The sequence below is a fragment of the Paraburkholderia nemoris genome (assembly GCF_905221015.1).
Lineage (GTDB): Bacteria > Pseudomonadota > Gammaproteobacteria > Burkholderiales > Burkholderiaceae > Paraburkholderia > Paraburkholderia nemoris.
Genome location: NZ_CAJNBO010000051.1, coordinates 1 through 21,603, shown reverse-complemented (window position 1 = coordinate 21,603; position 21,603 = coordinate 1). Strand labels below are relative to the sequence as shown.

The 21,603-nt window shown below is 63.5% G+C and carries 31 protein-coding genes and 1 pseudogene; 27 read left to right on the top strand and 5 right to left on the bottom strand.

Translation table 11 applies throughout. The features are described 5' to 3' along the window. The first annotated feature begins 66 nt into the window (after nucleotides 1–66). The 11 genes and pseudogenes from KHO33_RS39605 to terL all read left to right on the top strand — a co-directional run bounded on the left by KHO33_RS39605 (nucleotide 67) and on the right by terL (nucleotide 8,790). A protein-coding gene (locus tag KHO33_RS39605; RefSeq protein WP_200568159.1) for an IS5-like element ISRme6 family transposase occupies nucleotides 67–884 on the top strand; the annotation gives its coding sequence in 2 pieces (ribosomal slippage) (nucleotides 67–415 and nucleotides 415–884; 819 coding nt in all). 100 nt (nucleotides 885–984) lie between these two features. Next, nucleotides 985–1,152, top strand: a complete 168-nt coding sequence (locus tag KHO33_RS39600; RefSeq protein ID WP_200568158.1) for a hypothetical protein — start codon at nucleotides 985–987, stop codon at nucleotides 1,150–1,152. A 532-nt stretch (nucleotides 1,153–1,684) separates the two neighbouring features. After that, nucleotides 1,685–2,113 (top strand): hypothetical protein, encoded by a 429-nt coding sequence (locus KHO33_RS39595; RefSeq protein WP_200568157.1) that lies wholly within the window; start codon nucleotides 1,685–1,687, stop codon nucleotides 2,111–2,113. Then, entirely contained in the window at nucleotides 2,094–2,639 is a 546-nt protein-coding gene (locus KHO33_RS39590; RefSeq protein ID WP_200568156.1) for a hypothetical protein, read from the top strand. Before KHO33_RS39595 ends, KHO33_RS39590 begins: the two co-directional genes overlap by 20 nt. Next, nucleotides 2,636–3,052: a RusA family crossover junction endodeoxyribonuclease gene (locus KHO33_RS39585; RefSeq protein WP_234480910.1), complete on the top strand. Its 417-nt coding sequence runs from the start codon at nucleotides 2,636–2,638 to the stop codon at nucleotides 3,050–3,052. The genes KHO33_RS39590 and KHO33_RS39585 overlap by 4 nt, the downstream gene beginning before the upstream one ends. Nucleotides 3,053–3,268: 216 nt before the next feature. After that, nucleotides 3,269–3,499: a hypothetical protein gene (locus KHO33_RS39580; RefSeq protein ID WP_200568155.1), complete on the top strand. Its 231-nt coding sequence runs from the start codon at nucleotides 3,269–3,271 to the stop codon at nucleotides 3,497–3,499. 341 nt (nucleotides 3,500–3,840) lie between these two features. Continuing rightward, a complete protein-coding gene (gene bamE / locus KHO33_RS39575) occupies nucleotides 3,841–4,143 on the top strand; it encodes an outer membrane protein assembly factor BamE domain-containing protein (protein ID WP_200568154.1) in 303 nt (100 codons plus the stop codon). 62 nt (nucleotides 4,144–4,205) lie between these two features. Continuing rightward, the gene (locus KHO33_RS39570; protein WP_200568153.1) at nucleotides 4,206–4,508 is read left to right on the top strand and encodes a hypothetical protein; all 303 of its coding nucleotides are present in this window, start codon (nucleotides 4,206–4,208) and stop codon (nucleotides 4,506–4,508) included. A 485-nt stretch (nucleotides 4,509–4,993) separates the two neighbouring features. Continuing rightward, nucleotides 4,994–5,425, top strand: coding sequence for a hypothetical protein (locus KHO33_RS39565; RefSeq protein ID WP_200568152.1), 432 nt, complete (start codon nucleotides 4,994–4,996; stop codon nucleotides 5,423–5,425). Between the two features lie 22 nt (nucleotides 5,426–5,447). Continuing rightward, nucleotides 5,448–5,897: pseudogene (locus KHO33_RS42475) on the top strand (ParB/Srx family N-terminal domain-containing protein); the annotation flags it as partial. Between the two features lie 1,387 nt (nucleotides 5,898–7,284). Next, nucleotides 7,285–8,790, top strand: a complete 1,506-nt coding sequence (terL, locus tag KHO33_RS39555) for a phage terminase large subunit (RefSeq protein ID WP_200568150.1) — start codon at nucleotides 7,285–7,287, stop codon at nucleotides 8,788–8,790. On the opposite strand, the gene KHO33_RS39550 is transcribed toward terL, so the two are convergent. After that, nucleotides 8,787–8,999 (bottom strand): hypothetical protein, encoded by a 213-nt coding sequence (locus KHO33_RS39550; protein WP_200568149.1) that lies wholly within the window; start codon nucleotides 8,997–8,999, stop codon nucleotides 8,787–8,789. The two genes, terL and KHO33_RS39550, sit on opposite strands and share 4 nt — an antisense overlap. A 303-nt stretch (nucleotides 9,000–9,302) precedes the next feature. Between KHO33_RS39550 and KHO33_RS39545 the strand changes: the two genes are divergently transcribed. From KHO33_RS39545 to KHO33_RS39520, 6 genes are all read left to right on the top strand, one after another. Continuing rightward, nucleotides 9,303–10,622 (top strand): DUF1073 domain-containing protein, encoded by a 1,320-nt coding sequence (locus KHO33_RS39545; protein WP_211629296.1) that lies wholly within the window; start codon nucleotides 9,303–9,305, stop codon nucleotides 10,620–10,622. Then, nucleotides 10,619–10,915: a hypothetical protein gene (locus KHO33_RS39540; RefSeq protein ID WP_200568147.1), complete on the top strand. Its 297-nt coding sequence runs from the start codon at nucleotides 10,619–10,621 to the stop codon at nucleotides 10,913–10,915. Before KHO33_RS39545 ends, KHO33_RS39540 begins: the two co-directional genes overlap by 4 nt. A gap of 77 nt (nucleotides 10,916–10,992) precedes the next feature. Next, nucleotides 10,993–11,400 (top strand): phage head morphogenesis protein, encoded by a 408-nt coding sequence (locus KHO33_RS39535; protein ID WP_200568146.1) that lies wholly within the window; start codon nucleotides 10,993–10,995, stop codon nucleotides 11,398–11,400. Nucleotides 11,401–11,787: 387 nt separating this feature from the next. Further along, complete coding sequence (locus KHO33_RS39530) at nucleotides 11,788–12,183, top strand: Arm DNA-binding domain-containing protein (protein ID WP_211629294.1); 396 nt, start codon at nucleotides 11,788–11,790, stop codon at nucleotides 12,181–12,183. A gap of 2 nt (nucleotides 12,184–12,185) precedes the next feature. Further along, nucleotides 12,186–12,998 (top strand): tyrosine-type recombinase/integrase, encoded by an 813-nt coding sequence (locus KHO33_RS39525; protein WP_407946219.1) that lies wholly within the window; start codon nucleotides 12,186–12,188, stop codon nucleotides 12,996–12,998. Next, a complete protein-coding gene (locus KHO33_RS39520) occupies nucleotides 12,992–13,159 on the top strand; it encodes a hypothetical protein (protein ID WP_200568143.1) in 168 nt (55 codons plus the stop codon). Before KHO33_RS39525 ends, KHO33_RS39520 begins: the two co-directional genes overlap by 7 nt. A gap of 2 nt (nucleotides 13,160–13,161) precedes the next feature. On the opposite strand, the gene KHO33_RS39515 is transcribed toward KHO33_RS39520, so the two are convergent. Continuing rightward, a complete protein-coding gene (locus KHO33_RS39515) occupies nucleotides 13,162–13,611 on the bottom strand; it encodes a hypothetical protein (RefSeq protein ID WP_200568142.1) in 450 nt (149 codons plus the stop codon). An 807-nt stretch (nucleotides 13,612–14,418) separates the two neighbouring features. Next, complete coding sequence (locus tag KHO33_RS39510) at nucleotides 14,419–15,078, bottom strand: hypothetical protein (RefSeq protein WP_200568141.1); 660 nt, start codon at nucleotides 15,076–15,078, stop codon at nucleotides 14,419–14,421. On the opposite strand from KHO33_RS39510, the gene KHO33_RS39505 reads away from it, so the two are divergent. From KHO33_RS39505 to KHO33_RS39490, 5 genes are all read left to right on the top strand, one after another. Next, on the top strand, nucleotides 15,077–15,220 hold the full coding sequence (locus KHO33_RS39505) for a hypothetical protein (RefSeq protein ID WP_200568140.1): 144 nt from the start codon (nucleotides 15,077–15,079) through the stop codon (nucleotides 15,218–15,220). The two genes, KHO33_RS39510 and KHO33_RS39505, sit on opposite strands and share 2 nt — an antisense overlap. A gap of 129 nt (nucleotides 15,221–15,349) precedes the next feature. Beyond that, a complete protein-coding gene (locus KHO33_RS42865) occupies nucleotides 15,350–15,559 on the top strand; it encodes a DUF3383 family protein (protein WP_328822831.1) in 210 nt (69 codons plus the stop codon). A 30-nt stretch (nucleotides 15,560–15,589) separates the two neighbouring features. Continuing rightward, a complete protein-coding gene (locus tag KHO33_RS39500; RefSeq protein ID WP_200568139.1) occupies nucleotides 15,590–16,024 on the top strand; it encodes a phage tail fiber protein in 435 nt (144 codons plus the stop codon). A gap of 22 nt (nucleotides 16,025–16,046) precedes the next feature. Then, on the top strand, nucleotides 16,047–16,421 hold the full coding sequence (locus KHO33_RS39495; protein ID WP_200568138.1) for a hypothetical protein: 375 nt from the start codon (nucleotides 16,047–16,049) through the stop codon (nucleotides 16,419–16,421). Then, nucleotides 16,421–16,636: a transglycosylase gene (locus tag KHO33_RS39490; RefSeq protein WP_234480909.1), complete on the top strand. Its 216-nt coding sequence runs from the start codon at nucleotides 16,421–16,423 to the stop codon at nucleotides 16,634–16,636. The genes KHO33_RS39495 and KHO33_RS39490 overlap by 1 nt, the downstream gene beginning before the upstream one ends. 11 nt (nucleotides 16,637–16,647) lie before the next feature. Here the strand turns inward: KHO33_RS39490 and KHO33_RS39485 are convergent, their stop codons facing one another. Beyond that, the gene (locus KHO33_RS39485; RefSeq protein WP_200568137.1) at nucleotides 16,648–16,989 is read right to left on the bottom strand and encodes a DHCW motif cupin fold protein; all 342 of its coding nucleotides are present in this window, start codon (nucleotides 16,987–16,989) and stop codon (nucleotides 16,648–16,650) included. 170 nt (nucleotides 16,990–17,159) lie between these two features. Between KHO33_RS39485 and KHO33_RS39480 the strand changes: the two genes are divergently transcribed. Beyond that, a complete protein-coding gene (locus KHO33_RS39480) occupies nucleotides 17,160–17,783 on the top strand; it encodes a hypothetical protein (protein WP_200568136.1) in 624 nt (207 codons plus the stop codon). Between the two features lie 66 nt (nucleotides 17,784–17,849). Beyond that, complete coding sequence (locus KHO33_RS39475) at nucleotides 17,850–19,226, top strand: phage tail tip lysozyme (protein ID WP_236074833.1); 1,377 nt, start codon at nucleotides 17,850–17,852, stop codon at nucleotides 19,224–19,226. Between the two features lie 264 nt (nucleotides 19,227–19,490). Here KHO33_RS39475 and KHO33_RS39470 read toward each other — a convergent pair whose 3' ends face one another. Next, nucleotides 19,491–19,715 (bottom strand): hypothetical protein, encoded by a 225-nt coding sequence (locus tag KHO33_RS39470; protein ID WP_200568135.1) that lies wholly within the window; start codon nucleotides 19,713–19,715, stop codon nucleotides 19,491–19,493. A gap of 225 nt (nucleotides 19,716–19,940) precedes the next feature. Here KHO33_RS39470 and KHO33_RS39465 point away from each other — a divergent pair, with 225 nt between their 5' ends. From KHO33_RS39465 to KHO33_RS39455, 3 genes are all read left to right on the top strand, one after another. Then, nucleotides 19,941–20,699 carry a phage baseplate protein gene (locus KHO33_RS39465; RefSeq protein WP_200568134.1) on the top strand — a complete coding sequence of 253 codons (759 nt, stop codon included), beginning with the start codon at nucleotides 19,941–19,943 and terminating at the stop codon, nucleotides 20,697–20,699. 29 nt (nucleotides 20,700–20,728) lie between these two features. Further along, nucleotides 20,729–21,028: a phage baseplate plug family protein gene (locus KHO33_RS39460; RefSeq protein WP_200568133.1), complete on the top strand. Its 300-nt coding sequence runs from the start codon at nucleotides 20,729–20,731 to the stop codon at nucleotides 21,026–21,028. Between the two features lie 23 nt (nucleotides 21,029–21,051). After that, on the top strand, nucleotides 21,052–21,603 hold a 552-nt coding region (locus KHO33_RS39455), incomplete at its 3' end, for a hypothetical protein (RefSeq protein WP_200568132.1).

Here is a 21,603-nt window from a genome sequence, read left to right as displayed (position 1 = left end):
CACGGTTCTCAGGGGGCTGGGGACGGGCAACCGCCTCCGGCTACCCAACACAACGGAACCCAAGGGATGGAAGCGCCGATCATTGATGACGAATTGTGGACACTGATCGAACCGTTACTGCCGCCGCCCAAGCCCCGGCGCAAAGAGCATCCTGGTCGCCCACGCGTATCGGATCGGGCGGCATTGAATGACATCCTGTTCGTGTTGAAAACCGGTCTGCGATGGAACCACCTGCCGACCGTATTGGGCTTTGGCTCCGGCGCGACCTGCTGGCGACGACTGAACGACTGGCGCAAAGCAGGCGTATGGGATCGACTGCACGAACTGCTGCTCGACAAGTTGCGCGAGGCCGGGCAGATCGATCTTTCATACGCTGCCGTCGATTCCTCGTCGGTACGAGCCGTTGGGGCGGGCGAAAAACTGGCCCGAACCCCACGGATCGCTCTCGACCCGGTTCCAAGCACCACATCCTCGTAGACGCCAATGGCGTTCCCATCAGCGCCATCCTGACCGGCGCGAACCGCAACGACGTCACCCAGTTGCTGCCGCTCGTCGACGCGATTCCGCCGATCCGTGGCGCGCGCGGCCGACCACTTCAGAGACCCAAGGTCATCTATGCCGATCGTGGTTACGATTCCGATCCGCATCGTCAACGATTGCGCGAACGCGGCATCAAACCGATGATCGCAAGGCGCCGCACTGAACATGGCAGTGGTCTGGGCAAATTCCGTTGGGTCGTTGAACGGACTCACTCGTGGCTCCACAACTTCCGTCGTCTTCGCATACGCTTCGATCGTCGAGCTGAAATTCACGAAGCATTCTTGAAATTCGGCTGCGCCCTCGTCTGCTGGAACATCTTCAGGCGTACGGAGCAGCCTTTTTGAACTGGCCTCTAATACAGGTACTGGGCAAACGATACTGGCAGATTCGCGCGCCGCGCTCGATCCACAAGTTTGCGCTCTGCGTCGGGCGCAATATGCGCACGTGGCACTGCGCCACGCCGAAGCGATTCGCGCACGCCTCACCCGGCAGCTTCGCGAACTGCACGCACTGGATGCGCGCGGACGCGCCTTGCTGCGCGACGCGTCTGGCATTTCGTCGGGGGATCTGCTGATGGCCATCGGCGGCGCGTTGCAGGCTGAAAAGGGTTAGGTATCCCGCCCACATGTCGAATTGGTGCGAGGTCATCATGGCGCGCACGCGTAGCCTGAAGGCGGCCTTTTTCACGAACGAGATTCTCGGACGCCTGCCACCCGCTTGCCCGTCTGCTGTTCGCCGGGCTATGGACGATCGCTGACTGTGAGGGCCGTCTTGAGGACCGGCCCGAACGCATTCGCGCCGAAGTACTGCCTTTTGACATTGACGCTGACGCCGACGCGCTGCTCGATCTGCTGGCGCGTGCGTGATTTATCGACCGCTACGCCGTGGGCCGTGAACGCTATATCCAGATCTGTACGTGGTCCAGGCACCAACATCCGCTTCCCCAGCGAGGTTGCAAGCGAGATACCACCGTGCGAGTGTGGCGGCGCGTGTGACGAAGCACCGGACCAAGGCATGGCCGAGGCAACGCCTGGGCACGATCAAGGTATGACCAGAGCAACACCCAGGCACGCCCTGGCCAACGCCAGGGACAGGAAGAGCCGGGCAGGTTCTTCAGGATCTTCTATGCCTTCAGGGTCTTCGGATGGGCTACGGCATACCTCATCGCGAGAGTCAACGCTTAAGCCGCGGGCAAAAGAACGTTCGCGCGGCACGCGACTGGCAGCTACCCGATGAATGGGTGCAATGGGCGATGCGCGAGTGTGGCAGGTCGTGCGCCGAAGCCGAAGGCGCAGCGGCCAGCTTTGCGGACTACTGGCATGCGAAACCCGGAGCTGCAGCCGGCAAGCTCGACTGGCTGGCGACGTGGCGCAACTGGTGCCGCAACGAGCGCCTGCGTCGGCCCTATGCGCACGGTCCACAGCAAGCGCGCAGGTCCCCTCTCGACGTACGCGAGGCGCGCGACCGCGACATGATCGCGGCGCTGGCCGGGCGCGATCCGATGCGCGCGCCCGACGATGTGTTCGACCTGCAACCCGAGGAAGTTCGGCATTTTGACGACCGGCCCGCATGAGACCCGCGGCGAATGGCTATTCCGCCAGATGCATGCGCTGTACGGTGCACGCTTCGCGGCGATGTGGCGCAACGTTGACTCGGCCGACCTGATGCGCGTCTGGAGCCGCGCGCTGCACGGGATGCCGCAGGAAACGCTGCTCTCGGGCGTCGAAGCGTTGCAAGGCGTGCCGCATCCGCCCACGCTGCCCGAATTTCTCGACCTGTGCCGGCAGGCCCGCCTACGAGCGGTGAGTGGTCACGCACCGCGCCTGCGATCGGATACGCGCGCCGTCGCTGCAATTAGCGTTCGACATGCTGCTGATGGACGCCGCAAAGACGGCCGGCCGCTCATGCACGAGGCGCGACCTATCGCGACAGATGCGGCAGCCTCGCCGGCGGGGCGTGCCTTCTACGCAAATGCTTCGCCTGAGTTGCGCGCGAAGTATCGCGCCGTGTTCGACGCCGCCCTGCGTGCGCGTGGCGACGCGCTGCCGTCGCGCGAGCCGGGCGAAGACGAAGAGGAAGCGCAGGAGGTCACCGCATGAGTGCGATTGCCTTCACGATCCTCGGCGAAGCAGCCAGCAAAGCGAATAGCCGGGATATTGTTTCGCGCCGATACCGCGACGGTGACGGCAACGGAAAGTCACACCCGATGTCGATCAGGTCGAAAAAGGCGCTTGCCTTTGAACGCTACGCGCTCAGGCAGACTCCGCCGAACTGTCGTGTGCGGCTGGTGCGCATCATGCTGCGGATTTTCTACGCGAGCGAGCGTCCGGACCTGGATGAATCGGTCGTTCTCGACGTGCTGCAGGATCGCTACGCGACCGTGAAGGTGGGCGGAATGAAGGTGCGCGAGCTGGTGTATCGCGGCGTCTACATGAATGACAGGCAGGTGCGGGAGAAGCACGTCTATCGATGGTATCGACCGTACCAGCCCGCGCACCGAAATCATCGTTGAGCCGCTGACCGCACAGCAGGACACACTGCCGCTCGAAGCGCCGACAACTGCAGGGAGGTCAGCGAAATGAACCTCAAACAACGGGAGTTAAGGGTAATGCGTTCTGACCAGATCCGCGAGCGTGCGCTGCACGACGCCACCCGATCCGAAACTGGCGCTCAACCCGGGCGCCGTAAAACACTGAGTCATCGATAGCGCAACGCACAGGAGGTCGCGATGAAAACAGGTCGAGCCAGGTTCAGTGCGGGTGGCGCGTTGCCGCCGCTGAGTGTCACGCTGGGTGACGAGGTACGCGCGGAGGCAAGACGGCGCGGCGGCCGCTGGGCGCGTTGCGCGAATGACTGCGCCGTTCAAGCCGAAAAAATGTATGGCCGCCGCCCGCTGCACGGCGACGAGCTGAAAACCGTTTTCGATGAAGTGTTCCGATGCGACGTGAAACAAACGTAGAAATGACAGCGCACGCGTGCCGGTGGCCTGGATGCCCGCAATGCGTGCTGTCTGGAAGGTGGGCATGCCGCGCGCACTGGTACGCGTTGCCGAACAACCTGCGCGCGTGGATTGGCCGCGCATACCGGCAGGGCATTGAGCGCGGCGATCACCCATCACGTTCATGCATCGACGCCCACCGCGCGGCGCTCGAATGGATTCGCGAACACGCGCAGCCCGCGTGCGAACCGGAAACCACCCCTGCGCCGCTTTGTCGCAGCAGCGACGAATTAGGACCTGTCTGACATTCAAGCCATCTCGAAAATGCGATCGTTACACCCATCTGATCGCGGGAGAGAGAGATGAAAACGGTTCTGGTTATGGGGGCGCTTACCTTGTGCCTGGTTGGTCTTGCGGGCTGTGGGGCCACAAAAAGCTACAGCGAGATGTATGTGCATGGCTGGACGCGTGACAGCATGGACAAGCGGTTCCCGACCGGGACAACCGAACGACAGGTGGTTGACAAGCTTGGCTATCCGTACCGGGCCAGCAAGGCTGATGGCGTGGAACGCTGGGACTATGTCGGTGGCAAGACCAGCCAGCAGATGCTCTCGCTCGTGTTCCGGGACGGCAAGCTCGTCCAGAAGCAGTACGAAAATTTCTGAGCGGCGCGCACGCTCACGCAGCGACCTGAACACGTATCAAACGCTGGGCGCACGGAGATCAGATGAAAAAACTTGTGGCAATGGCGCTGGCTGCAGCCAGCGCGGCCGGTCTCATTGGCTGCGCTGAACCGCAGACCTACGGCCGTGCGCCCGCCATTGCATGGACGCGCGACGCGATAGAGCAGGCGTTTCCGGAGGGAACGCCTCGAAAACGGGTGTTTGCCCGGCTTGGCGATCCTTCAGGCGAGCACTCGGCGAACGGTCTGATTGAATGGGACTATGGCAACGGACCGTCCAGTCCGCACAGCGTTACGTTCGTCTTCAGTGACGAGACGCTTGTCGAGAAACGGTTCGACAATTTCTGAGCGAAACCTTGCGCATGGCGCCCGCGCGCGTTCCGCTCATAAAAAAAGGCGATGGGCGGCGGCGGACATTCTCGTGCCTGGGGATAACTCTGGGGGTAACTTTTTGACGCGTGCGAGCGTAAAAGGTGGGCAAATCCGGGCTCGGGCGGAGCGCCGCGGCTCGTGGGCGTCTCGCGCGGGGCGGTTAAAAGTTATCCCCTGCGTGATGTGAAGTGGAGATGGAGTCTTATGTAAAGCCGTTCCGGATTCCTCACTATCATGCGCCCCGCACGAAGCCCGATCGAACTGGACGAGGCGCTCAGCAGGGCTGACGTCATCTGAATCCCGCAGGTTTTTTTGTGCTGCGAGCAACGAATCTTGACATTTGACATTTTGTGTCTAATATGGCCTCGACATCAAATCCATATGCCCGAAATCCGCCCAGAACCCGCCGAGTGCGGGTTTTTTGTTGGCTGGACGCTTTTTGCGCACGCTTCGACCTCCCCATGAAAACCTGCTACAGGTGTGCCGCCGACGCGCTGCAGGCAGCGCTCGCCCATGCGCCACTCGCGAGCGGGTCCTCGTCGTTAGCAGTGCTCCATCAGGTCGCCGCGCCCGAGGACACGCTGCGCCCCGACGAGGCGTGCGCGCAGGCGGGCTTCATTCGCCGCCGGCTCGAACAGTTGCCGCCTGCGCAGCAGGCATTGCTCATCGTCAGCTGCGCGCCACGCAACCTCTCCTGCGAATGCCATCGCCCCTGCTGCTGCGGGCACTACCCAAACCTCGAATGGGCGCGGGCGCTGATGGGCACGCGCCAGAAAGGTGGCGCATTCGATCATGCGTTGGCACGCATCGACGCGTCGTTGCGCGAAGCCGGCATTGTGGCCGACCCGGTGGCCGATGAGCTGACCGGGGCCGTTGCCGCGCAGGCCGCATAGAGCAATCTGGCCGGGCCGTACCGTGGAAATCATCTGCCGCCCCATCGATACGCTCATCCCGTACGCCCGCAACGCGCGCACGCATTCGGGCGAACAGGTGGCGCAGATTGCCGCGAGCCTCGACGAGTTCGGCATGGCCGGCGCGATCGTTGTGCGCGACGGAATCATCGCCAAAGGACACGGCAGGCTCGCCGCGATCCGCAAACTCCATGCGGCCGGCAAAAAACTCTATCCGGCACCGGGCCGCACTCACGGCGCGCAACCCTTCGCCGATGGCGAGGTGCCGGTGCTCGATGCGACGGGCTGGACCGACGCGCAGTTCCGCGCCTTCGTGATCGCGGATAACCGGCTCGCCGAACAGGCCGCATGGGACGATGACCTGCTGCGGGTCGAACTGGGGGATCTGCAGGAGGACGGCTTCGACCTCGACATCACGGGCTTTAACGCGGACGAACTCGACGCACTGCTGGCCCTGCCTGCCGATGCACTCGCCCGCGCGCACGTGACGCTGGCCGAGCGCTTCATGGTGCCGTCGTTCTCCGTGCTCAACGCACGCGAGGGATGGTGGCAAACCCGCAAGCAGGCGTGGATCACGCTCGGGCTGGAATCCGAGCTCGGTCGCAGTGACGGCCTGATCTTCTCGCTGTCCACGCAGCCGCCCGCCGTGTATGCGGCGAAGAACCGCTACGAGGCGCGGGTCGGTCATGCCGTATCGTGGGACGCGTTCTACGCGGCCAATCCGGATGTGAACGTGCAGCCCCAGAGCAGCATCTTCGACCCGGTGCTGTGCGAGATCGTCTACCGGTGGTTCTGCCCGATGCACGGCGTCGTGCTTGATCCGTTCGCCGGTGGTTCGGTGCGCGCCGTCGTGGCGGCATACCTTGAGCGCCGCTATGCCGGGTGCGATCTGCGCGACGAGCAGGTGCAGGCCAACCGGGCACAGTGGGCCGCACTGGCGCGCGAGGGGCAGGCCGCGCCGACGTGGTGTTGCGGCGACAGCCGCGACCTCGCGCGGCATGTCGGCAGCGTCGAAGCGGATCTGGTGTTTTCCTGCCCGCCATACGCGGATCTGGAGCGCTACAGCGACGGCCCCATGGACTATCCGGCGTTCGTCACCGCGTATCGCGAGATCATCGGCCACGCGTGCGCGCTGCTTAACCCCGACCGCTTCGCCTGTTTCGTGGTCGGCGAAATCCGCGACCGCAAGGGCCACTACCGCAACTTCGTGAACGACACGATCGCCGCCTTTCGCGACGCGGGCCTCGCCTACTACAACGAGGCGATCCTCGTCACCCAGGCAGGCTCGCTGCCAATCCGCGTGAGCCGTTCGTTTCCCGTGTCACGCAAGCTCGGCAAGTCCCACCAGAACGTGCTGGTTTTCGTCAAGGGCGATCCACGCGCGGCGGCCGAAGCCTGCGGCGCGGTCGATATCGCGGTGCCGGACGATTTGTTAAGGGATCCTCAACGTGTGGAGCGGACTCTACCGGAACCGCCGGCCGGAGCAACGGGATTTGCAATGGGATTTGCCGCCTTTGAACCGACCGACGAACAGCGCAAGCTCGTGGGACAACTCGCCGCGTTCGGCATCCCGCAGCCCGACATGTGCGCGCTGGTGCTCGATGGGCGCGGCAAGGCCATCAGCGACCGCACGCTGCGCAAGTACTTCGCGCGTGAACTCGCGCAGGGCGGCGTGCGCGCCAACAGCCGGGTCGCGCAGTCGCTGCTCAAAAAGGCCACTGGCGGCGACACCATTGCCGCGATCTTCTGGCTCAAGTGCCGCGCGCGCTGGAAGGAAACCGCGCAGGCGGTGGAACTCACCGGCGCCGAGGGCGGGCCGTTGCGTTATCGCGAGATGACCGATGCCGAACTCGAAGCCATCGTGGCAAGAGCAAGGGGACGGCGCAGCCAGCGAACTGCTGGTCCGCCGAAAGGCCCGCGCGGACATTCTTGAGTACGCCAACGCGATCGAGGTGCCCGGCCGGCCGCAGGGCGATGATCCGGATGCCGACGACGAACAGTTCGAACCGGTCGAGACGGCGCTCGCCGCGCACCACCGGCTGATCTTGCGCCGCGTCGACGAAACGAGCCTCACCCCGCACGGGCGGCTGATGATCTTCACGCCACCGGGTGCCGGCAAGAGCACCTATGCGTCGGTGGTGTTTCCGTCGCGCTATCTCGGCGCGGTGGCCGGACGGCGGTTGATCCTCGCGAGCTACGGCGATGCGCTGGCGAACCGCATGGGTCGCCGCACCCGCTCGATCATCCGGCAGCCGCGCTATCACGGTATCTGGAGCGCGGCGCTGACCAGCGGCGCGCAGGCCGCGCATGCGTTCACGCTGACCAACGGCAGCGAGTACCTGGTGTGCGGGATGCTCGCCGGCGTCACCGGGCATAGGGCGAACGGCGTCGTGATCGATGACCCGATCAAGGGCCGCGAGCAGGCGAACTCGGCCGTCGTCCGCGACAAGGTGTTCGACGCGTATGAAGACGACCTCAAGACGCGGCTCGCGCCGGGCGGCTGGATCGTCCTGATCCAGACCCGGTGGCACGAGGACGATCTCGCCGGGCGCATCCTGCCCACCGGGTGGAATGGCGAAAGCGGTCACCTGCTGTGCCGCGACGGCAACGTGTGGGAGGTGCTGTGCCTGCAGGCGCGCTGCGAGACCGACAGCGATCCGCTCGGGCGCGCACCCGGCGAGTACGTGTGGCCCGAATGGTTCACGCTGAAACACTGGGCGCAGTTCGAGGGCAACCCGCGCACCTGGGCCTCGCTCTACCAGCAGTTACCGGTGCCGCCCGAGGGTGACCTGTTCCGGCCCGAGGCGATCGTGCCGATCGACATATTGCCTACATCGGGTATCGACTGGGTGCGCGGCTGGGACCTCGCGAGTATCGAGGGCGATGGCGATTACACGGCGGGCGCGAAGTTGGGACGTCTCGCTGACGGCCGCTACGTGATCGGCGACGTAATACGCGGCCAGTGGGGACCGGACCGGCGCGACGCGGTGATCAGCGGCACCACCGCGCTCGACGGCGCGCGAATCCGGATCAGCCTGCCGCAGGACCCCGGCCAGGCGGGCAAGACCCAGGTGCTGTACCTGACGCGCGAGCTTGCCGGTTACCGGGTCGTGTCATCGCCCGAGACCGGCGACAAGGTCACGCGCGCCGAGCCGTTCGCCGCGCAGGTCAACGCCGGCAACGTGCTGATGGTGCGGGCCGACTGGAACCCGGCGCTCGTGAGTGAACTGCGCGCGTTCCCGTACGGCGCGCATGACGACCAGGCGGATGCGCTGTCGCGCGCCTTCGCGCAGCTGATCGTGCGACGGCCGCTGCGGATTTCGGACGCGGCGCTCACGGCAGTCTAACGTTCGGTCTCCGGTGGGGAACGGACGAAACTGAGATACGGGATGCCGCTTGCAGGCTTGATCAGGAACACCCGCCCACGCAGGGATTTGCCGTCGTGAAACGCAGCGGGATTTCCGCCACGCAGCCTGGCGGTCGTCGCATCGATATTCGCGACGCCTTCTTCTGCGGCCATTTGCAGCAGGGTGCGTTCTTCCCGGCTCAGAAACATGCTTCCACTCCTCTCAGGTTGCTTGCCTGATTTGACCCGCCCCCATCCCTGCCGTCAACGGGACGCGTCTGATTATTCGCGCGCGCTGAACACTTCATGCGCGCTGCATCAAAACACGCTTTGTTCGGACTGCTGGTCGTATTGTTACGCGCCTGAAATCCAGCCATGCCGCCTCTGAAATTCTAGCGTCGCCGGGAGCCGCCGGTCGAGCCGCAGCCGCAGGCTGAAGACCTGCGCACCCGGCGCGAAATCCGCGAAATCCGCGAGTCGGCGCTCGGCGTGATCGGTGCGCCGGCACCGCGCATGCAGGCGTTCACGCTGCCGAAGGCCGCGCCGGGCGTGATCGCGCAGGACGCGAAGCTCGCCTGCGACGCGCAGGTCAGCGAACCGTACCTGTGGGCATTGCAGGGGGCGTTCGCCGAGGGCCTGGGCTTTCTCGGCTATCCGTACCTCGCCGAACTCACGCAGCGCCCCGAGTACCGCCGCCCGGCCGAGATTCTCGCCAAGGAGATGACCCGCAAGTGGATCAGGCTGCAGGGCGCCGGTGACACGGACAGGAGCGCGAAGCTCGCCGCGATCGAGGCGGAGATGAAGCGTCTGGGTGTGCAGGCGGCGTTCCGCAAGGCGGCCGAGCAGGACGGATTTTTCGGTCGCTCGCAGATCTTTCTCGACACCGGCGATGCCGATAACCCGGCCGAACTGATCGCACCGCTCGCCGACTTGGCGGCGAAGATCGGTCAGGGCGCGCTGAAGGGACTGCGCGTGGTCGAGCCGATCTGGACCTACCCGGGCATGTACAACTCGACCGACCCGTTGAGCGAGGATTTCTACCGCCTGCAGAGCGGGTACGTGATGAACCGCCAGGTGCACGCGAGCCGCCTGCTCACGTTCGTCTCGCGGCCGCTGCCGGACATGCTCAAGCCCGCCTATGCGTTCGGCGGCCTCTCCCTGTTGCAGATCGCCAAGCCCTACGTGGATAACTGGCTGAGAACGCGCCAGAGCGTGTCGGACCTGCTGCACTCGTTCTCGACGATGGTGCTCAAGACCAACCTCGCGGCGGTGCTCGATGCGGGCGGCGCCGAACAGATGCTGCGGCGCGCGATGCTGTTCAACCAGATGCGCGACAACCGCGGCGTCATGATGGTCGATAACGACAGCGAGGACTTCGACAACGTGTCCGCGCCGCTCGGGAGCCTCGACAGCTTGCAGGCGCAGTCGCAGGAACACATGTCGGCGGTGACCGGCATCCCGCTGATCGTGCTGCGCGAGCTGCGCACCTTCTATGCGTGGATCGAGGCGCTGTTTACACCACCGCTCTCGCGCCTCATCAACGTGATCCAGCTGTCGCTGTTTGGGGCGATCGATCCCGATATCGGCTTCCGTTACGTGCCGCTGTGGACGCTCGACGAACTGCAGCTGGCGAACGTGCGGAAGATCGAAGCCGAGACGGATTCGATCCTGATCAATGAAAACAACGCCATCGTCCCGGCGGAATCGCGCAAGCGGCTTGCCGGTCAGGAAGATGGCCCGTATGCCGCGCTCGATCTGAATGCGCCGCTGTCCGGACGGCCGCTCGAAGAAGAGAAGGTTGACCCGGGCGGCGTTGAACTGAAATGGCATTGAGCGCACGACGAGGCGTCGTTTCGCCGACGGGCAAGCCCGTAGCGTTGACGCCCGTGCGCCCGAACGAAGGGGGCGAGGCGACATACCGGCAGCGGCTTGAGCGCCTGACTGCCGAAATGCAGGCGAGCCTCGTGTACTGGGTCAAAGCCTGTTACCGCGCGAACGAACCCGAACTTGCGCAAGACGCGAGTCCGGCGATGACGCTGCGCGACACCATGAACCGGCTTGCCCGTCGCTGGCAGCGCCGCTTCGATGAGGCCGCGCCGGATCTCGCGCGTTCCGGGCGTCGCTGAAGAAGGCCGGCTTCGCGGTCGATTTCAGGCTGACGAAGGAAGCGAACGACGCGCTGCAGGCGACCATCGGCGAGAACGTGGGCCTCATCAAATCCATTGCCGCGGAGCATCTGGCCGATGTGCAGGGGGCGGTGATGCGCAGCGTGCAGACCGGCCGGGATCTCGGCGGCCTGACGCAGGAACTGCAGGAGCGCTACGGCGTGACGCGCCGCCGCGCGGCGTTCATCGCGCAGGACCAGAACAGCAAGGCGACCGTGACGCGCGTGCGCCAGCAGGGCTTCGGTATTACGGAGGCGATCTGGCTGCACAGCCACGGCAGCAAACACCCGCGCAAGTCGCATGTCGAGGCGGACGGCAAACGCTATCGCATCAGCGAAGGCATGTACCTCGACGATGTGTGGACGTGGCCGGGACGCGAGCCGAACTGCCGGTGCGTGAGCCGCTCGATCATCCCGGCGCTCGATGACGGGCGCTATGGCCCATAGCGGGGCACAGGCAAAAAAATCCCGCCCTCGGGGAGGGGGCGGGAACAAAACAAAGGCCATTGATACACCCGATCATCCCGGGGAGAGCGATCAGGTGCAGCGATTTTGCCGCGTGATAGCCCCGGTGGATATGAGACCAGTCCGACAAATCCCTCGAAATTTTCAGAGAGCGCTGCGCGATCGGGCAGCGTGACTGAACCCTCGGCGCGTCAGGTAGTTGCAACCAGTCCCCATCAACTTGTCCACAGGCTTGCGAACAAAAACCGTGGAGAATGTTTTCCCGCAGCGCACCACTTCGACAAACGTTTATCTTGTTCGGATTCAACAAGTTAGGTGTCTGCACAGCGACCGCGGTCGCTCGTAGAATCCGGGCAGGGCATCTGACTTGTGGGGAAAGCCGTGGGGGAAAAACGACCGCCAGCCATCAGCGAGGCGACGCTCGCGAGGCTCACCGCCGCTGATAACGACCGGGTACTGACCGAAGGGTCGGGTCTGTCCGGCAAGGTTCATGTCGGAGCCAGCGGGCGTATCAGTGTCCACTTTCGCTACCGTTACCGCTTCGAAGGTCAGTCACGCGAAATGTCGCTTGGCGCATGGCCGCGCGATCCGGTGGCGACGCTCCGCGAGCGCCTTGACGAGACGCGGCTGCGTGTCGAGCGCGGCGGCGACCCGGCAGGACAGAAGCGGGCTACCGTCCAGAAAATGCAACTGGAACAGGAACAGATTACCCGGCAGCAACGGGAGCTGGCTGAACACGGGCGCAGCAGGCCGAGCAGCAGTTAACGATCCAGTCACTTTTCGAGGAATGGCACCCCGTCGCCCAGGTGGACAACACGCCGAAAGGGGCGCAGGGGGTGCGTCGCATGTTCGAACTGCACGTCCTGCCCATCGTGGGGCAGGTGCGTGTACTCGACGTGAAGGCCGAGCATGTTCGTGGTCCGGTCAGGTCCCTGATCGAGGCGGGCAAGGTGCCGACCGCGCTTGCCCTGTTTATCTACATCGATGCGATGTTCACGTGGGCGGGCAGACGCAGGCCATGGCGGACGCTGTTTGACGTGAACCCCGCCGACGAGGTTGGTATTGACCGGCTGGTGCCAGCCGATTTCCAGAGCTGGTGTGACCGTGTGCTGGAGGACGACGAGATCATCGACCTGCGGGACCGCTTCCAGTCGATCCGCAACTCGTTCAACTTCCGTACCGGATCGAGACGGGGGCTGGCGACACTGGTACGCATCAATGAAATCTGCGCGGCGCGCTGGAAGGAACATATCGACCTGAAGGCGGGAACGTGGCTCATTCCCTCGACGCAGGCCAAGAACCGGAAAGGCTTCATGATCCATCTGTCGGATTTCGCCGTACGGCTCCTGCGGGAACTGTACACGCTCACTGGCCGCACGCCGTATCTGCTGCCGCACACCAGGGATGTCAGCAAGCCGGTGACGACCGCCGTTCTCCAGTGCGCCATCAACTCCCGCCAGAGCTGGGGCAGGGGCTGGCAGGGAAAGAACAGGCCTGCGGCAGTGACGGCCCGTTCGCTCATGCTGTCAGGCGTGATACATCCCGGAAGGGCGAAAGTCCCTGGGAGCCTGCCGTGCTGATATCGCAAGTGACTTGTGTCGCCGTACTGCTGCTACTCTGCGGCTGTACGGTCATCCATATCGAAGGCAACTCGAATACTGTCAGCGACATCGAAGGGCATACGACCGACCTGACGGTGCCTGCGTCAGCTAACAAGCCGCTTGTCGCGCCAGCCCGCTAAGTTCAATGCAACAGGCTGCCGGGCTTTCCTGTCTGCCTGAGCAGTGCATTCAGTGCGTTGCGGGAGACGGGCGTGCCGTCATCAAGCAAACCGGTCTTCAGCAGCTTCACGATCAGCTCCGCGCGTGCCTTCAGGTCGTCCGGCACAGGTTTCCTGCCTGGCTGGTTCATCAGGTCGAGCAACGCTTCGGCAATCGCTTCGAGCAGTTGCTGTTCGGACGGCTTCCCGAAAACAATCTGGACATCAGGACTCGAAGGGTGCTGGCTGTCGTAGAGCATAAAAACCAGTGCGAACTTTCCTCCGGTGATCACGATGCTGTCGCACCCCTTGCGGATGGTTCTCTCAAACACCGCCTGCGCGATATCCGACGCACGGTCGTCGTTCCATGCGATACCCGCGAAGTCATCGGGCATCCTGTCGATGTCGCACGCATGCCAGCCACGGTGTTCCATGGGTCCTCCAGGCCGGCCAATCACGAGGCGGCTTTCAACGGGAATATTCACAAGGGAATCAGCGGCATCAGTGTAATTCTCGTATGGCATGTCTGGACGCGATCCTTTACCCGATCCGGGTTGCTAGCGGCGAGTTTCATCATAGCGTATGAACCTGACGAGCTACACGACCTTCCCCAGGCCGTCTAGACGATTTGCTTAGCGTATCTGTACTCGGCACGGTCCCGATTAGTCGCCTTCAGCCCATCCTGATCCGGCAAAGTACCTTGAATCTCTGACAATCAACAGAAGCTTTGACTGGTATCGCCGGGAATTCAAATCCTTATAGTGAATTTCGATTGGGGCAGATGCTCCGTATCTCAAGACATTCCTCGCCTTATCGTTGTGTGTGAGGCCAAAGCCGTTCTTGACGCTCTTTCCAGAAGCCAGCACAGCTATGCGACCTTCATCCGAAAAACATCGTCCGATTTCGTCACGGTAACGATCACGAGCTTCGGGGCTGACAAGTGCTGAGAGCGCTTGCGGAGTAGCCGATAGCCGGATGTCAGTCGCGGGCCGATTTCCTTTGTTAAAGACAACAATATTGAATGCAATTCCATCACTGCCAGCAGAATACGTAGTGATCTCGGCGGTAACTATTGGTCGATTACTCTCCAGCCACGCTCGCCGTGTGAATTGGAATGCTGCCAGTGACACAAGAAATGCGCCAGCGGAGATAGCGATCGGAAGTACCGACAATGGTTCCATAGTCATTGACGCAGCAAGATGGTGGCGACAGAGTAGGAATGCTATCAGCTTGAACCACCACTACACCACGCTGCGTTTGCTCACCCTCACGCGCGACGGCGCGCTGATGTCCTCATCGGCGGCGATGTGCGCGACATGCATCGCGAGGTACTGGAACGCCTCGGCCACGTGCGAGGTCGGCCCCTTGACCGGCTCGTTGGCGTACTCCAGGCCCGTGGTCGCCGTCGCCCGCAGCCGCCGGTGCACGTAGCTCCTCGCGAGCTCGTCGATCAGCATCGTGCAGGCCGGATCGATCACGCAGCCGCGACGGCGGTTCAGCAGGCGCGCGACCGCCGCCTTCCGCAGCGCGAAGCGGTTGGTCGCGGCGGGAATCGCATGGATCTGGTAACGCTCGAGCAGCTGCACCGGCGTGAGACCCGTTCTCGCATCGCGCGGGTTCGACGGATCGCAGACCGCCAGCAGCGGTGTGCCATGGTAGCGCTTCGCAATGACGGAGAGCAGCACCTCCTGGATGAACTGCTCGAAGGCCATGTCCTCGGCGTAGCCCTCGTCCATCACGACGAGCTGGCCGGCCTGCGGCTGGCCGAACACCGCGCCCGGATGCAGGCCCGAGGTGTCGATGCCGATCAGCGCTTCCTCGCCCCGCACCGGGGTGGTACGCAGCTTCCCCACATGCGCCAGCGCGCTGCTGGACAGGATGCAGGAACTCGCGAAGCGCATGCGCGGCGATAACCGGGCCGTGTTGCTGGAACTGGTGGGAGAACTGGAGCAGTTGCAGACCTCGCTCACCAACGACGCGGACTATGGGCGCGACAGGCTCGACGCGGCGATCAGGGCGATTGATGGCAAACGGAATTCATAGGGGGTGGGAAATGAAAGACGTGACGAACGAAGCGTTCATCACGCTCGCGCGTGGGCAGTATGCAGTCGCGATCACCGAGTGTGACATGGAGATTGACGACGGCGCAGACGCGCGCGTGGCCGACATGGCATCGCGCTGTCGGATGCGGAGATCGCCGAAATCCGGAACGCGCTCGGCTTCGATGCGTCGCCCGCGATCGGGGCGAAGGGTTACTACCTCGATATCCAGCCGGCGACGGCCGACATCCGCGCCGCGCGCGCGAGCCTACCGATGACACTGTATTACACCGACGGCGGCAGCGTCCAGCAGCTCACGCTCGCCAGCATCGCGATCGTCTGAATTTGCTGAGATCTCGCGGGGGATTTCATCATGGCCACTATCACTTCCGCCAATTCGGCCTTCAGCCTCGCGGTGACGAACCTGTATCCGGTGCCGCAGACGATCCAGGGGTACGCCGCCGACGACGCGTTCAGCGCCGAGGCGGTGGAAATGGCCGAGATCGTGATGGGCGTGGACGGTCACATGAGCGGCGGCTTCATCTTCAACCCGACCAATCTCAAGGTGGCGATCATGCCCGACTCGCCGTCGCTGCCCGTCTTCGAGAACTGGATGACGTTCCAGTGCACCGCGCGCGAGGTGTTCTACGCGAACGGCTCGATCTCGGTTCCGTCGATCAGCCGCAAGTACCCGCTGCTCAACGGAATACTGAAGTCGGGCAACCCGATCGTCAACGCGAAGAAGGTCCTCGAATACGTGTCGTTCGTGATCGCGTTCGAGCGGGTGATCGGCGAAACGACATCATGAGAAAGCGACGGGAGGCAGCAGCATGCGAAAGCAGATCACGTACACGGTCAGCGCAGAGGGGCGCGACCACGGCAAGGTCTTCCAGCTTACCGAGATGCCCGCCGACCAGGCCGAGAAATGGGCGCTGCGCGCGCTCGGCCGAGCAGGCATCGACCTGCCGCCCGGCATCGAGCGCGAAGGCATGACGGCGATGGCCCGTGTCGGGCTGGAGGCGCTCATGCGCATCGATTTTAACGATGCCGCACCGCTGCTCGACGAGATGATGGGCTGTGTTTCCATCCAGCCGAACCCGGCCGACCCGAGGATCGTGCGCGCGCTCGTTGCCGACGATATCGAGGAAGTCGCCACCCGTGTGCTGCTGCGCCGTGAGGTGTTCCGCCTGCATACGGGTTTCTGATGGACCGTCAGGCACTCGACTTCGGCATTCCTGACGGCCCGGACATGCCGCACATGGATTACGTGAATGTGCCGTATTCCATCGCCTTCGCCATCACCGGCGGCCTCGCGACGCTCTGCGACCTGCAGACGGTCTACGGCACCGAGGATCTGTGGGACCTCATCGAGATTCACGCGGTGAACTGCTTCAACGAGGCGCACGCATTACGCGGGTGAAGCTTTTCGACTCAATCAACGATGAACAGCTTCGCGCCCGTCCGGCTGAAGGATTGATGCGCCTCTGCGTTGTCGCCGAGCTGATAACTCATGCCAGCGGTCAGAACAAACTTGCGGCCATCTTCGAGCGTCGTTTCAAGTTCGCCGTCGAGGCAGAAGAGAACATGGCCTTTCTTGCACCAGTGGTCGGCCAGGTAGCCGGCCGTGTATTCCACCATGCGAACCCGGATCTGATCGGGCTTTTCGCCGAAAAACCGGGTGCGCCGATAGGCTGTCCCGGTTTCCCCTTTGTGCTCGGTCTGCTCGACTTGCGTCCAGTCGGTTATGCCGAAAGCAAATGCGTCCATCTTCATGATGCTGGTTCCTGTGCTGGTGGAAATGTCGTCGCTGCAGACCTTGCAATGTGACCCGACAGCAGGCTTGCGCTGGTTGCCAGTCTACACGGTCATCGTGGTGCCTTTTCGCATTCCGGTGTCTTCCCACCGGGTATTCTATCTGTCGCATCTCCTGGCTGGTCCTCGTCATGCCGACCGTCATCGATACGCTGATCGTCAGGCTGGGACTGGACTCGTCCGCGTACCGGAAGGGCGCGGCCGAAGCCGCCGCAACCGGCAGGGAACTCGCGGAGGATCAGGCGACCAGCGCGAACAAGGCGGCGTACGCGGTGGAGAAAGCCGCGTACGAGGCCGCGGCGCAACAGGAAAAAGCCGCGAAGAAGGCGGCGTCGGAACAGGCGAAGGCCGCAACGAAGGCTGCTGCCGAACAGGCGCGCGCCGCGAAAGCCGGCGAAGCCGAAGCGAAGAAGCTGGAGCGCCAGTACGAGAAGGTGCGCAACGAAATCCTCAGCGTCACGGCTGCGGCGTTCGGCGCGGCGGCGATCCGGGATTTCTTCACCTCGGTGGTGAGCGGCCAGTCGCGCCTCGCGGGCCTTGAGGCGTTCAAGGCTGGCGATGCCTCGAACACGGTGGTCGCGTCGCTGCTGAATCTCGGCGTGAAGGCCACCGATGCGTCGGGCCGCATGCGGCCGATGAAGGACATCCTGCTCGATTTGTCGGCCGCGTTCAGGAAGATGCCGAACCGCCAGGACCAGCTACTCTGGTCGCAGCGACTGGGTCTCGATGAAGGGACGCTGAATTTATTGCGCTAGGGACGCGGCGCGGCGCAGGACCTGTACGACACACAGTACCGCAATTCGAAAGTCACCGAAGCGAGCGTGCAGCAGGCGGAGGATACGCGCAAGGCCTGGGCGGAACTGGGCAATACGTGGGAGGACATCAGGAACACGCTGTTTACGGATCTGACGCCCACCATGAAAGTGCTCAACAGCGTGCTGCGGGAACTGGGCAGGCTGATGGAGGCGCATCCCGATCTGAGCGCGGGCGTGTTCGGCACGCTGATGGCAGCGTCCACCGTCGGCGGTGTCCTGAAGCTGACCGGCGCGCTGGGCGGCCTGCTGGGCCTTGGTGGCGCAGCGGGTGGTGAAGCAGCAGCGGCGGCAGCGGGTGGTGGCCTGCTGGGCACTGCAGGCACAGCGGGCCTCCTCGCATGGGTCGGACTGCAGGGCGCGAAGGCGGCGGGTCTCCCGGACACCGATGTCGCGAAGGGGCGCGCTGACGTGAAGCGTGGCGAGTGGCTCAAGGCGTCGGCGGATCTGCCGCTGGCCGATTTTGCGAAAGCGGTGTGGGCGCATATCACGGGCGGTGAGAAGCCGCTGGCCGATGCATCGAAGGCGCAGCAGGATGCGGCCCACGCGCTCGTTGACGCGGCGAAACAGCTCGCGAGCGCCGTCTCCTCTCCGGCGCAGGCCGCCGAGGTGTCATCGGCCGGATCGGGTGTGCCCGCATCCGGACGCACGCGTTCCGCAGTCGCCACCTTCATGAAAATGGGCTGGTCGAAGGAGCAGGCGTCGGGGCTCGCCGCGAACCTCAATATCGAGAGCGGACTGCGACCCAACATCGTAGGAGATAACGGCGCGGCCTATGGCATCGGCCAGTGGCACGCGGACCGGCAGGCGGAATTCCGGCGTGTGTCTGGTCATGACATCCGGGGCTCAACGCTCGACGAGCAGTTGCAGTTCGTGAATTACGAACTGACGCGGGGCCGCGAACAGGCCGCTGGCCGCGTACTGCGAGGGGCCACGTCCGCAGGCGAAGCCGGCGCGATCGTTTCCGCGAAATATGAACGGCCATTGAATGTACAGCAGGAAATCGCGAAGCGCTCTTTGGCCGCAGCAGCGCTGTATGGTTCGCTCGGGTCATCCGGTACGGGTGGACCTGCGATGGCGCCCATGCTGGCGGCAGGCAATCGCGCAACGTATGCCGGTAGCTCAACGGTAAACAGCAACAACAAAACCGAAACGCACATCGGACAGATCACCGTGATGGCGAGCGACCCGAAGGACGGCGCGAAGGTGGGTCGCGATCTGCGCAGTGATCTGGCGCAGCACGGCCTGATTGCCGGTGCATCGTACGGGATGACCCGATGGCCCGGTCACGCTGGTGCATCAGACGATAAACCGGGGACCGCCAATGATCAGAACGCCAGAAAACGCGACCAGGCATGCCAGACTTCCGAGTCCGAGCCCGGCTGACCAGCGGCGAGGCACACAGGAATCAGCGGTGGCAGTGTTTTGCCCCGACTGGGGCTCGGTGCAGATCGACAGCACTCCGGCAACGATGCCCATCGTGATGAGCAGTAGTGCGGGCCAGGTAGAAGGAACGAGACTTTCCATATCGTTAGCTCTTTGGTTGGTTGGGGGGACGCATGCACGAAACAGTCAGGGCGAACACAATCACCCGGTCAGTCGGCGTGCTCGACATGCCGCGATCTGGTGACACGGTTGATGCCGGAATGGTCATGCGGTGAGTTGCTGGATAGTGCAGGCAATCAGCGCATAAACCCCGATGCAGCCTCCGAGCGTGGCCGCACACTTCGTGAAATACGAAACAGGCCAGCCCCCAGTGATGAGGTCGCGCAGGCAACGCCGGCCAGGTTGTGCACCGGCGTCCGTGACGGCATGGACTGGCGGATGGTTCCGGCTGTGCAGGCGGGAAACGTCGAGAAGGTAAGAAGGGCTCATGTCAGTTCTCCGTAAAGATTTGACGGTGCTGCGAATCAGTCATCAGGATAGATTTTTCGTCGCAGCAGATGAATGAGACTCGTCCTATTTGATGTGCGACAGTCTGTCGCGCCATCCGCCAAACCCTTCGTGAGAGGCGTTTCGCGCATGGACAAAGCCAATCAAAGGCACTGACCTGGTCTTAATTTCGTTTCCGTATCCAGCTCCTGATGTGCCGCTGATCCCATGTCGTTGATTCCCTTCCCCGATGTGCCGCCGGTGGCGGGCGTGCCGGACCTGAACCGCCTGCCGCTGGCGGTCGGTGTGCTCACCGGGCTCACGCAGGCGATCCAGGCGCTCGACTACTTCGGCCTGCTGTCTGTTGATGTGCCGCAGTGGATCATCGCCGACGATCAGGACAATGCGCTGGTGACGCCTGATTCGGTGGTTGATCTGGGCAATCGCGGTGAGCAGCGCATTGCGTCGTACCCGGTCGAGGCCGGCTCGTTCGCTGCGTACAACAAGGTCGCCACGCCGCAGGAACTCACGCTGCGCCTGTCGTGCGGTGGTCGCAACATGAGCCGCGAGCTGTTCCTGCTCGAACTTGAGTTTTTGTGGGAATCGCTCACGCTTGTGAATGTGGTCACGCCCGATGCAACCTACCGCAGTTTCAACATCGACCGGCTCGATTATCAGCGTAAAAGCTCGTCAGGTTTGTCGTTAATTGTGGCCGAGATTCACCTCAGTGAAATCCGCGTGAGCGCGCAGGCGGCGTATTCGAACACCGCGACAGCGCCCGGGAATGACCCGCAGAGTCAGGGACCGGTCAACACGAACAGCGATACGTCGCAGCTCCCGGCGACCGTCTCGCCGTCGACCCAGGCGCTGCTCGACTCACCCACCATGACGCCGGATACGAAGGCGCTCATCCTGCAGCAGGAATCCAACATGGCAAGCGCCGGAAAGATACTTGATTCCGGCGCGAACCATGTGGGTATCCAGTAGCCACCCGGCTGGCCTTACCGTCGTGTTTCATGGAACTGATTCCCCTGGCTGCCGTGCCATCGCAGCAGTTGAGCGTCGTGCTCGCCCAGCAGAATTGCGGGATCAATGTCTACCAGAAGCGCACCGGCCTGTTTATCGATCTCTATGTGGCAGGCGCACCCATCATGACAGGCGTGCTGTGTCGTGACCGTTCGTATCTCGTGCGCCGGCCATACCTGGGCTTTACCGGTGAGCTTGCGTTTGTTGACACGCAAGGCATGCTCGACCCGCGATACACGGGTCTGGGCAACCGCTGGCAAATGGTCTACATCGGCGAGATGGCATCCTGAGCTTCGCCCAGCGGCAGATTGACGTGAGGTTCGATCTTGCCAGAACCGCTTTTCCCGGTGGCTGCCAGCGTCTTGAGCTGGCCGGGCACCGGGTTCAGGTCACGATTTCGAACAACGGCGGCGGCGGCATGGCGATGCCGACGATGAGCCTGCGCATCTTCGGCATGAAGCTCGCCGATATGGGCGCGCTCGCCACACGCGGGCTCACCGGCCTCGCGGTCAACGGCGACCAGGTCAGCGTGATGGCGGGAAATGTGAACACAGCGGTCGGCGGCCTGCTCAACGCGGTCTTCACAGGCACGATCTACTCGGCGGTGCCGGATTTCAGCGGCACGCCCGAGGTGTCATTCGTCGTGAACGCCACCAGCTATCCCGGCACGCAGGACGTGGCCAGCATCATTGGCGGGCTCGCGCAGCAGGCCGGATTCGCGTTCCGCAACCATGGCGTCACCGCGAAGATCGCAGGCCAGTATCTGAGCGGCACGGTCATGGACCAGATCGAGCGCGTCGCGGCAGCCTCGCAGACGATCGTGCTGCTCGACCAGCAGGTCATGCACATCTGGCCCAACGGCGGC

Excerpts from the sequence above, each read along its gene's own strand:
- KHO33_RS39515 (WP_200568142.1), bottom strand. The coding sequence starts at position 13,611 with ATGGAACACCGTGGCTGGCATGCGTGCGACATCGACAGGATGCCCGAT.
- KHO33_RS39570 (WP_200568153.1), top strand. The coding sequence starts at position 4,206 with ATGAAAAAACTTGTGGCAATGGCGCTGGCTGCAGCCAGCGCGGCCGGT.
- KHO33_RS39490 (WP_234480909.1), top strand. The coding sequence starts at position 16,421 with ATGGACCGTCAGGCACTCGACTTCGGCATTCCTGACGGCCCGGACATG.
- KHO33_RS39470 (WP_200568135.1), bottom strand. The coding sequence starts at position 19,715 with ATGAGCCCTTCTTACCTTCTCGACGTTTCCCGCCTGCACAGCCGGAAC.
- KHO33_RS39510 (WP_200568141.1), bottom strand. The coding sequence starts at position 15,078 with ATGCGCTTCGCGAGTTCCTGCATCCTGTCCAGCAGCGCGCTGGCGCAT.
- KHO33_RS39580 (WP_200568155.1), top strand. The coding sequence starts at position 3,269 with ATGAAAACAGGTCGAGCCAGGTTCAGTGCGGGTGGCGCGTTGCCGCCG.
- KHO33_RS39585 (WP_234480910.1), top strand. The coding sequence starts at position 2,636 with ATGAGTGCGATTGCCTTCACGATCCTCGGCGAAGCAGCCAGCAAAGCG.
- bamE (WP_200568154.1), top strand. The coding sequence starts at position 3,841 with ATGAAAACGGTTCTGGTTATGGGGGCGCTTACCTTGTGCCTGGTTGGT.
- KHO33_RS39460 (WP_200568133.1), top strand. The coding sequence starts at position 20,729 with ATGGAACTGATTCCCCTGGCTGCCGTGCCATCGCAGCAGTTGAGCGTC.
- KHO33_RS39480 (WP_200568136.1), top strand. The coding sequence starts at position 17,160 with ATGCCGACCGTCATCGATACGCTGATCGTCAGGCTGGGACTGGACTCG.
- KHO33_RS39545 (WP_211629296.1), top strand. The coding sequence starts at position 9,303 with ATGCAGGCGTTCACGCTGCCGAAGGCCGCGCCGGGCGTGATCGCGCAG.
- KHO33_RS39495 (WP_200568138.1), top strand. The coding sequence starts at position 16,047 with ATGCGAAAGCAGATCACGTACACGGTCAGCGCAGAGGGGCGCGACCAC.
- KHO33_RS39500 (WP_200568139.1), top strand. The coding sequence starts at position 15,590 with ATGGCCACTATCACTTCCGCCAATTCGGCCTTCAGCCTCGCGGTGACG.
- KHO33_RS39550 (WP_200568149.1), bottom strand. The coding sequence starts at position 8,999 with ATGTTTCTGAGCCGGGAAGAACGCACCCTGCTGCAAATGGCCGCAGAA.
- KHO33_RS39465 (WP_200568134.1), top strand. The coding sequence starts at position 19,941 with ATGTCGTTGATTCCCTTCCCCGATGTGCCGCCGGTGGCGGGCGTGCCG.
- KHO33_RS39595 (WP_200568157.1), top strand. The coding sequence starts at position 1,685 with ATGGGCTACGGCATACCTCATCGCGAGAGTCAACGCTTAAGCCGCGGG.
- KHO33_RS39505 (WP_200568140.1), top strand. The coding sequence starts at position 15,077 with ATGCGCGGCGATAACCGGGCCGTGTTGCTGGAACTGGTGGGAGAACTG.
- terL (WP_200568150.1), top strand. The coding sequence starts at position 7,285 with ATGCCGAACTCGAAGCCATCGTGGCAAGAGCAAGGGGACGGCGCAGCC.
- KHO33_RS39485 (WP_200568137.1), bottom strand. The coding sequence starts at position 16,989 with ATGAAGATGGACGCATTTGCTTTCGGCATAACCGACTGGACGCAAGTC.
- KHO33_RS39565 (WP_200568152.1), top strand. The coding sequence starts at position 4,994 with ATGAAAACCTGCTACAGGTGTGCCGCCGACGCGCTGCAGGCAGCGCTC.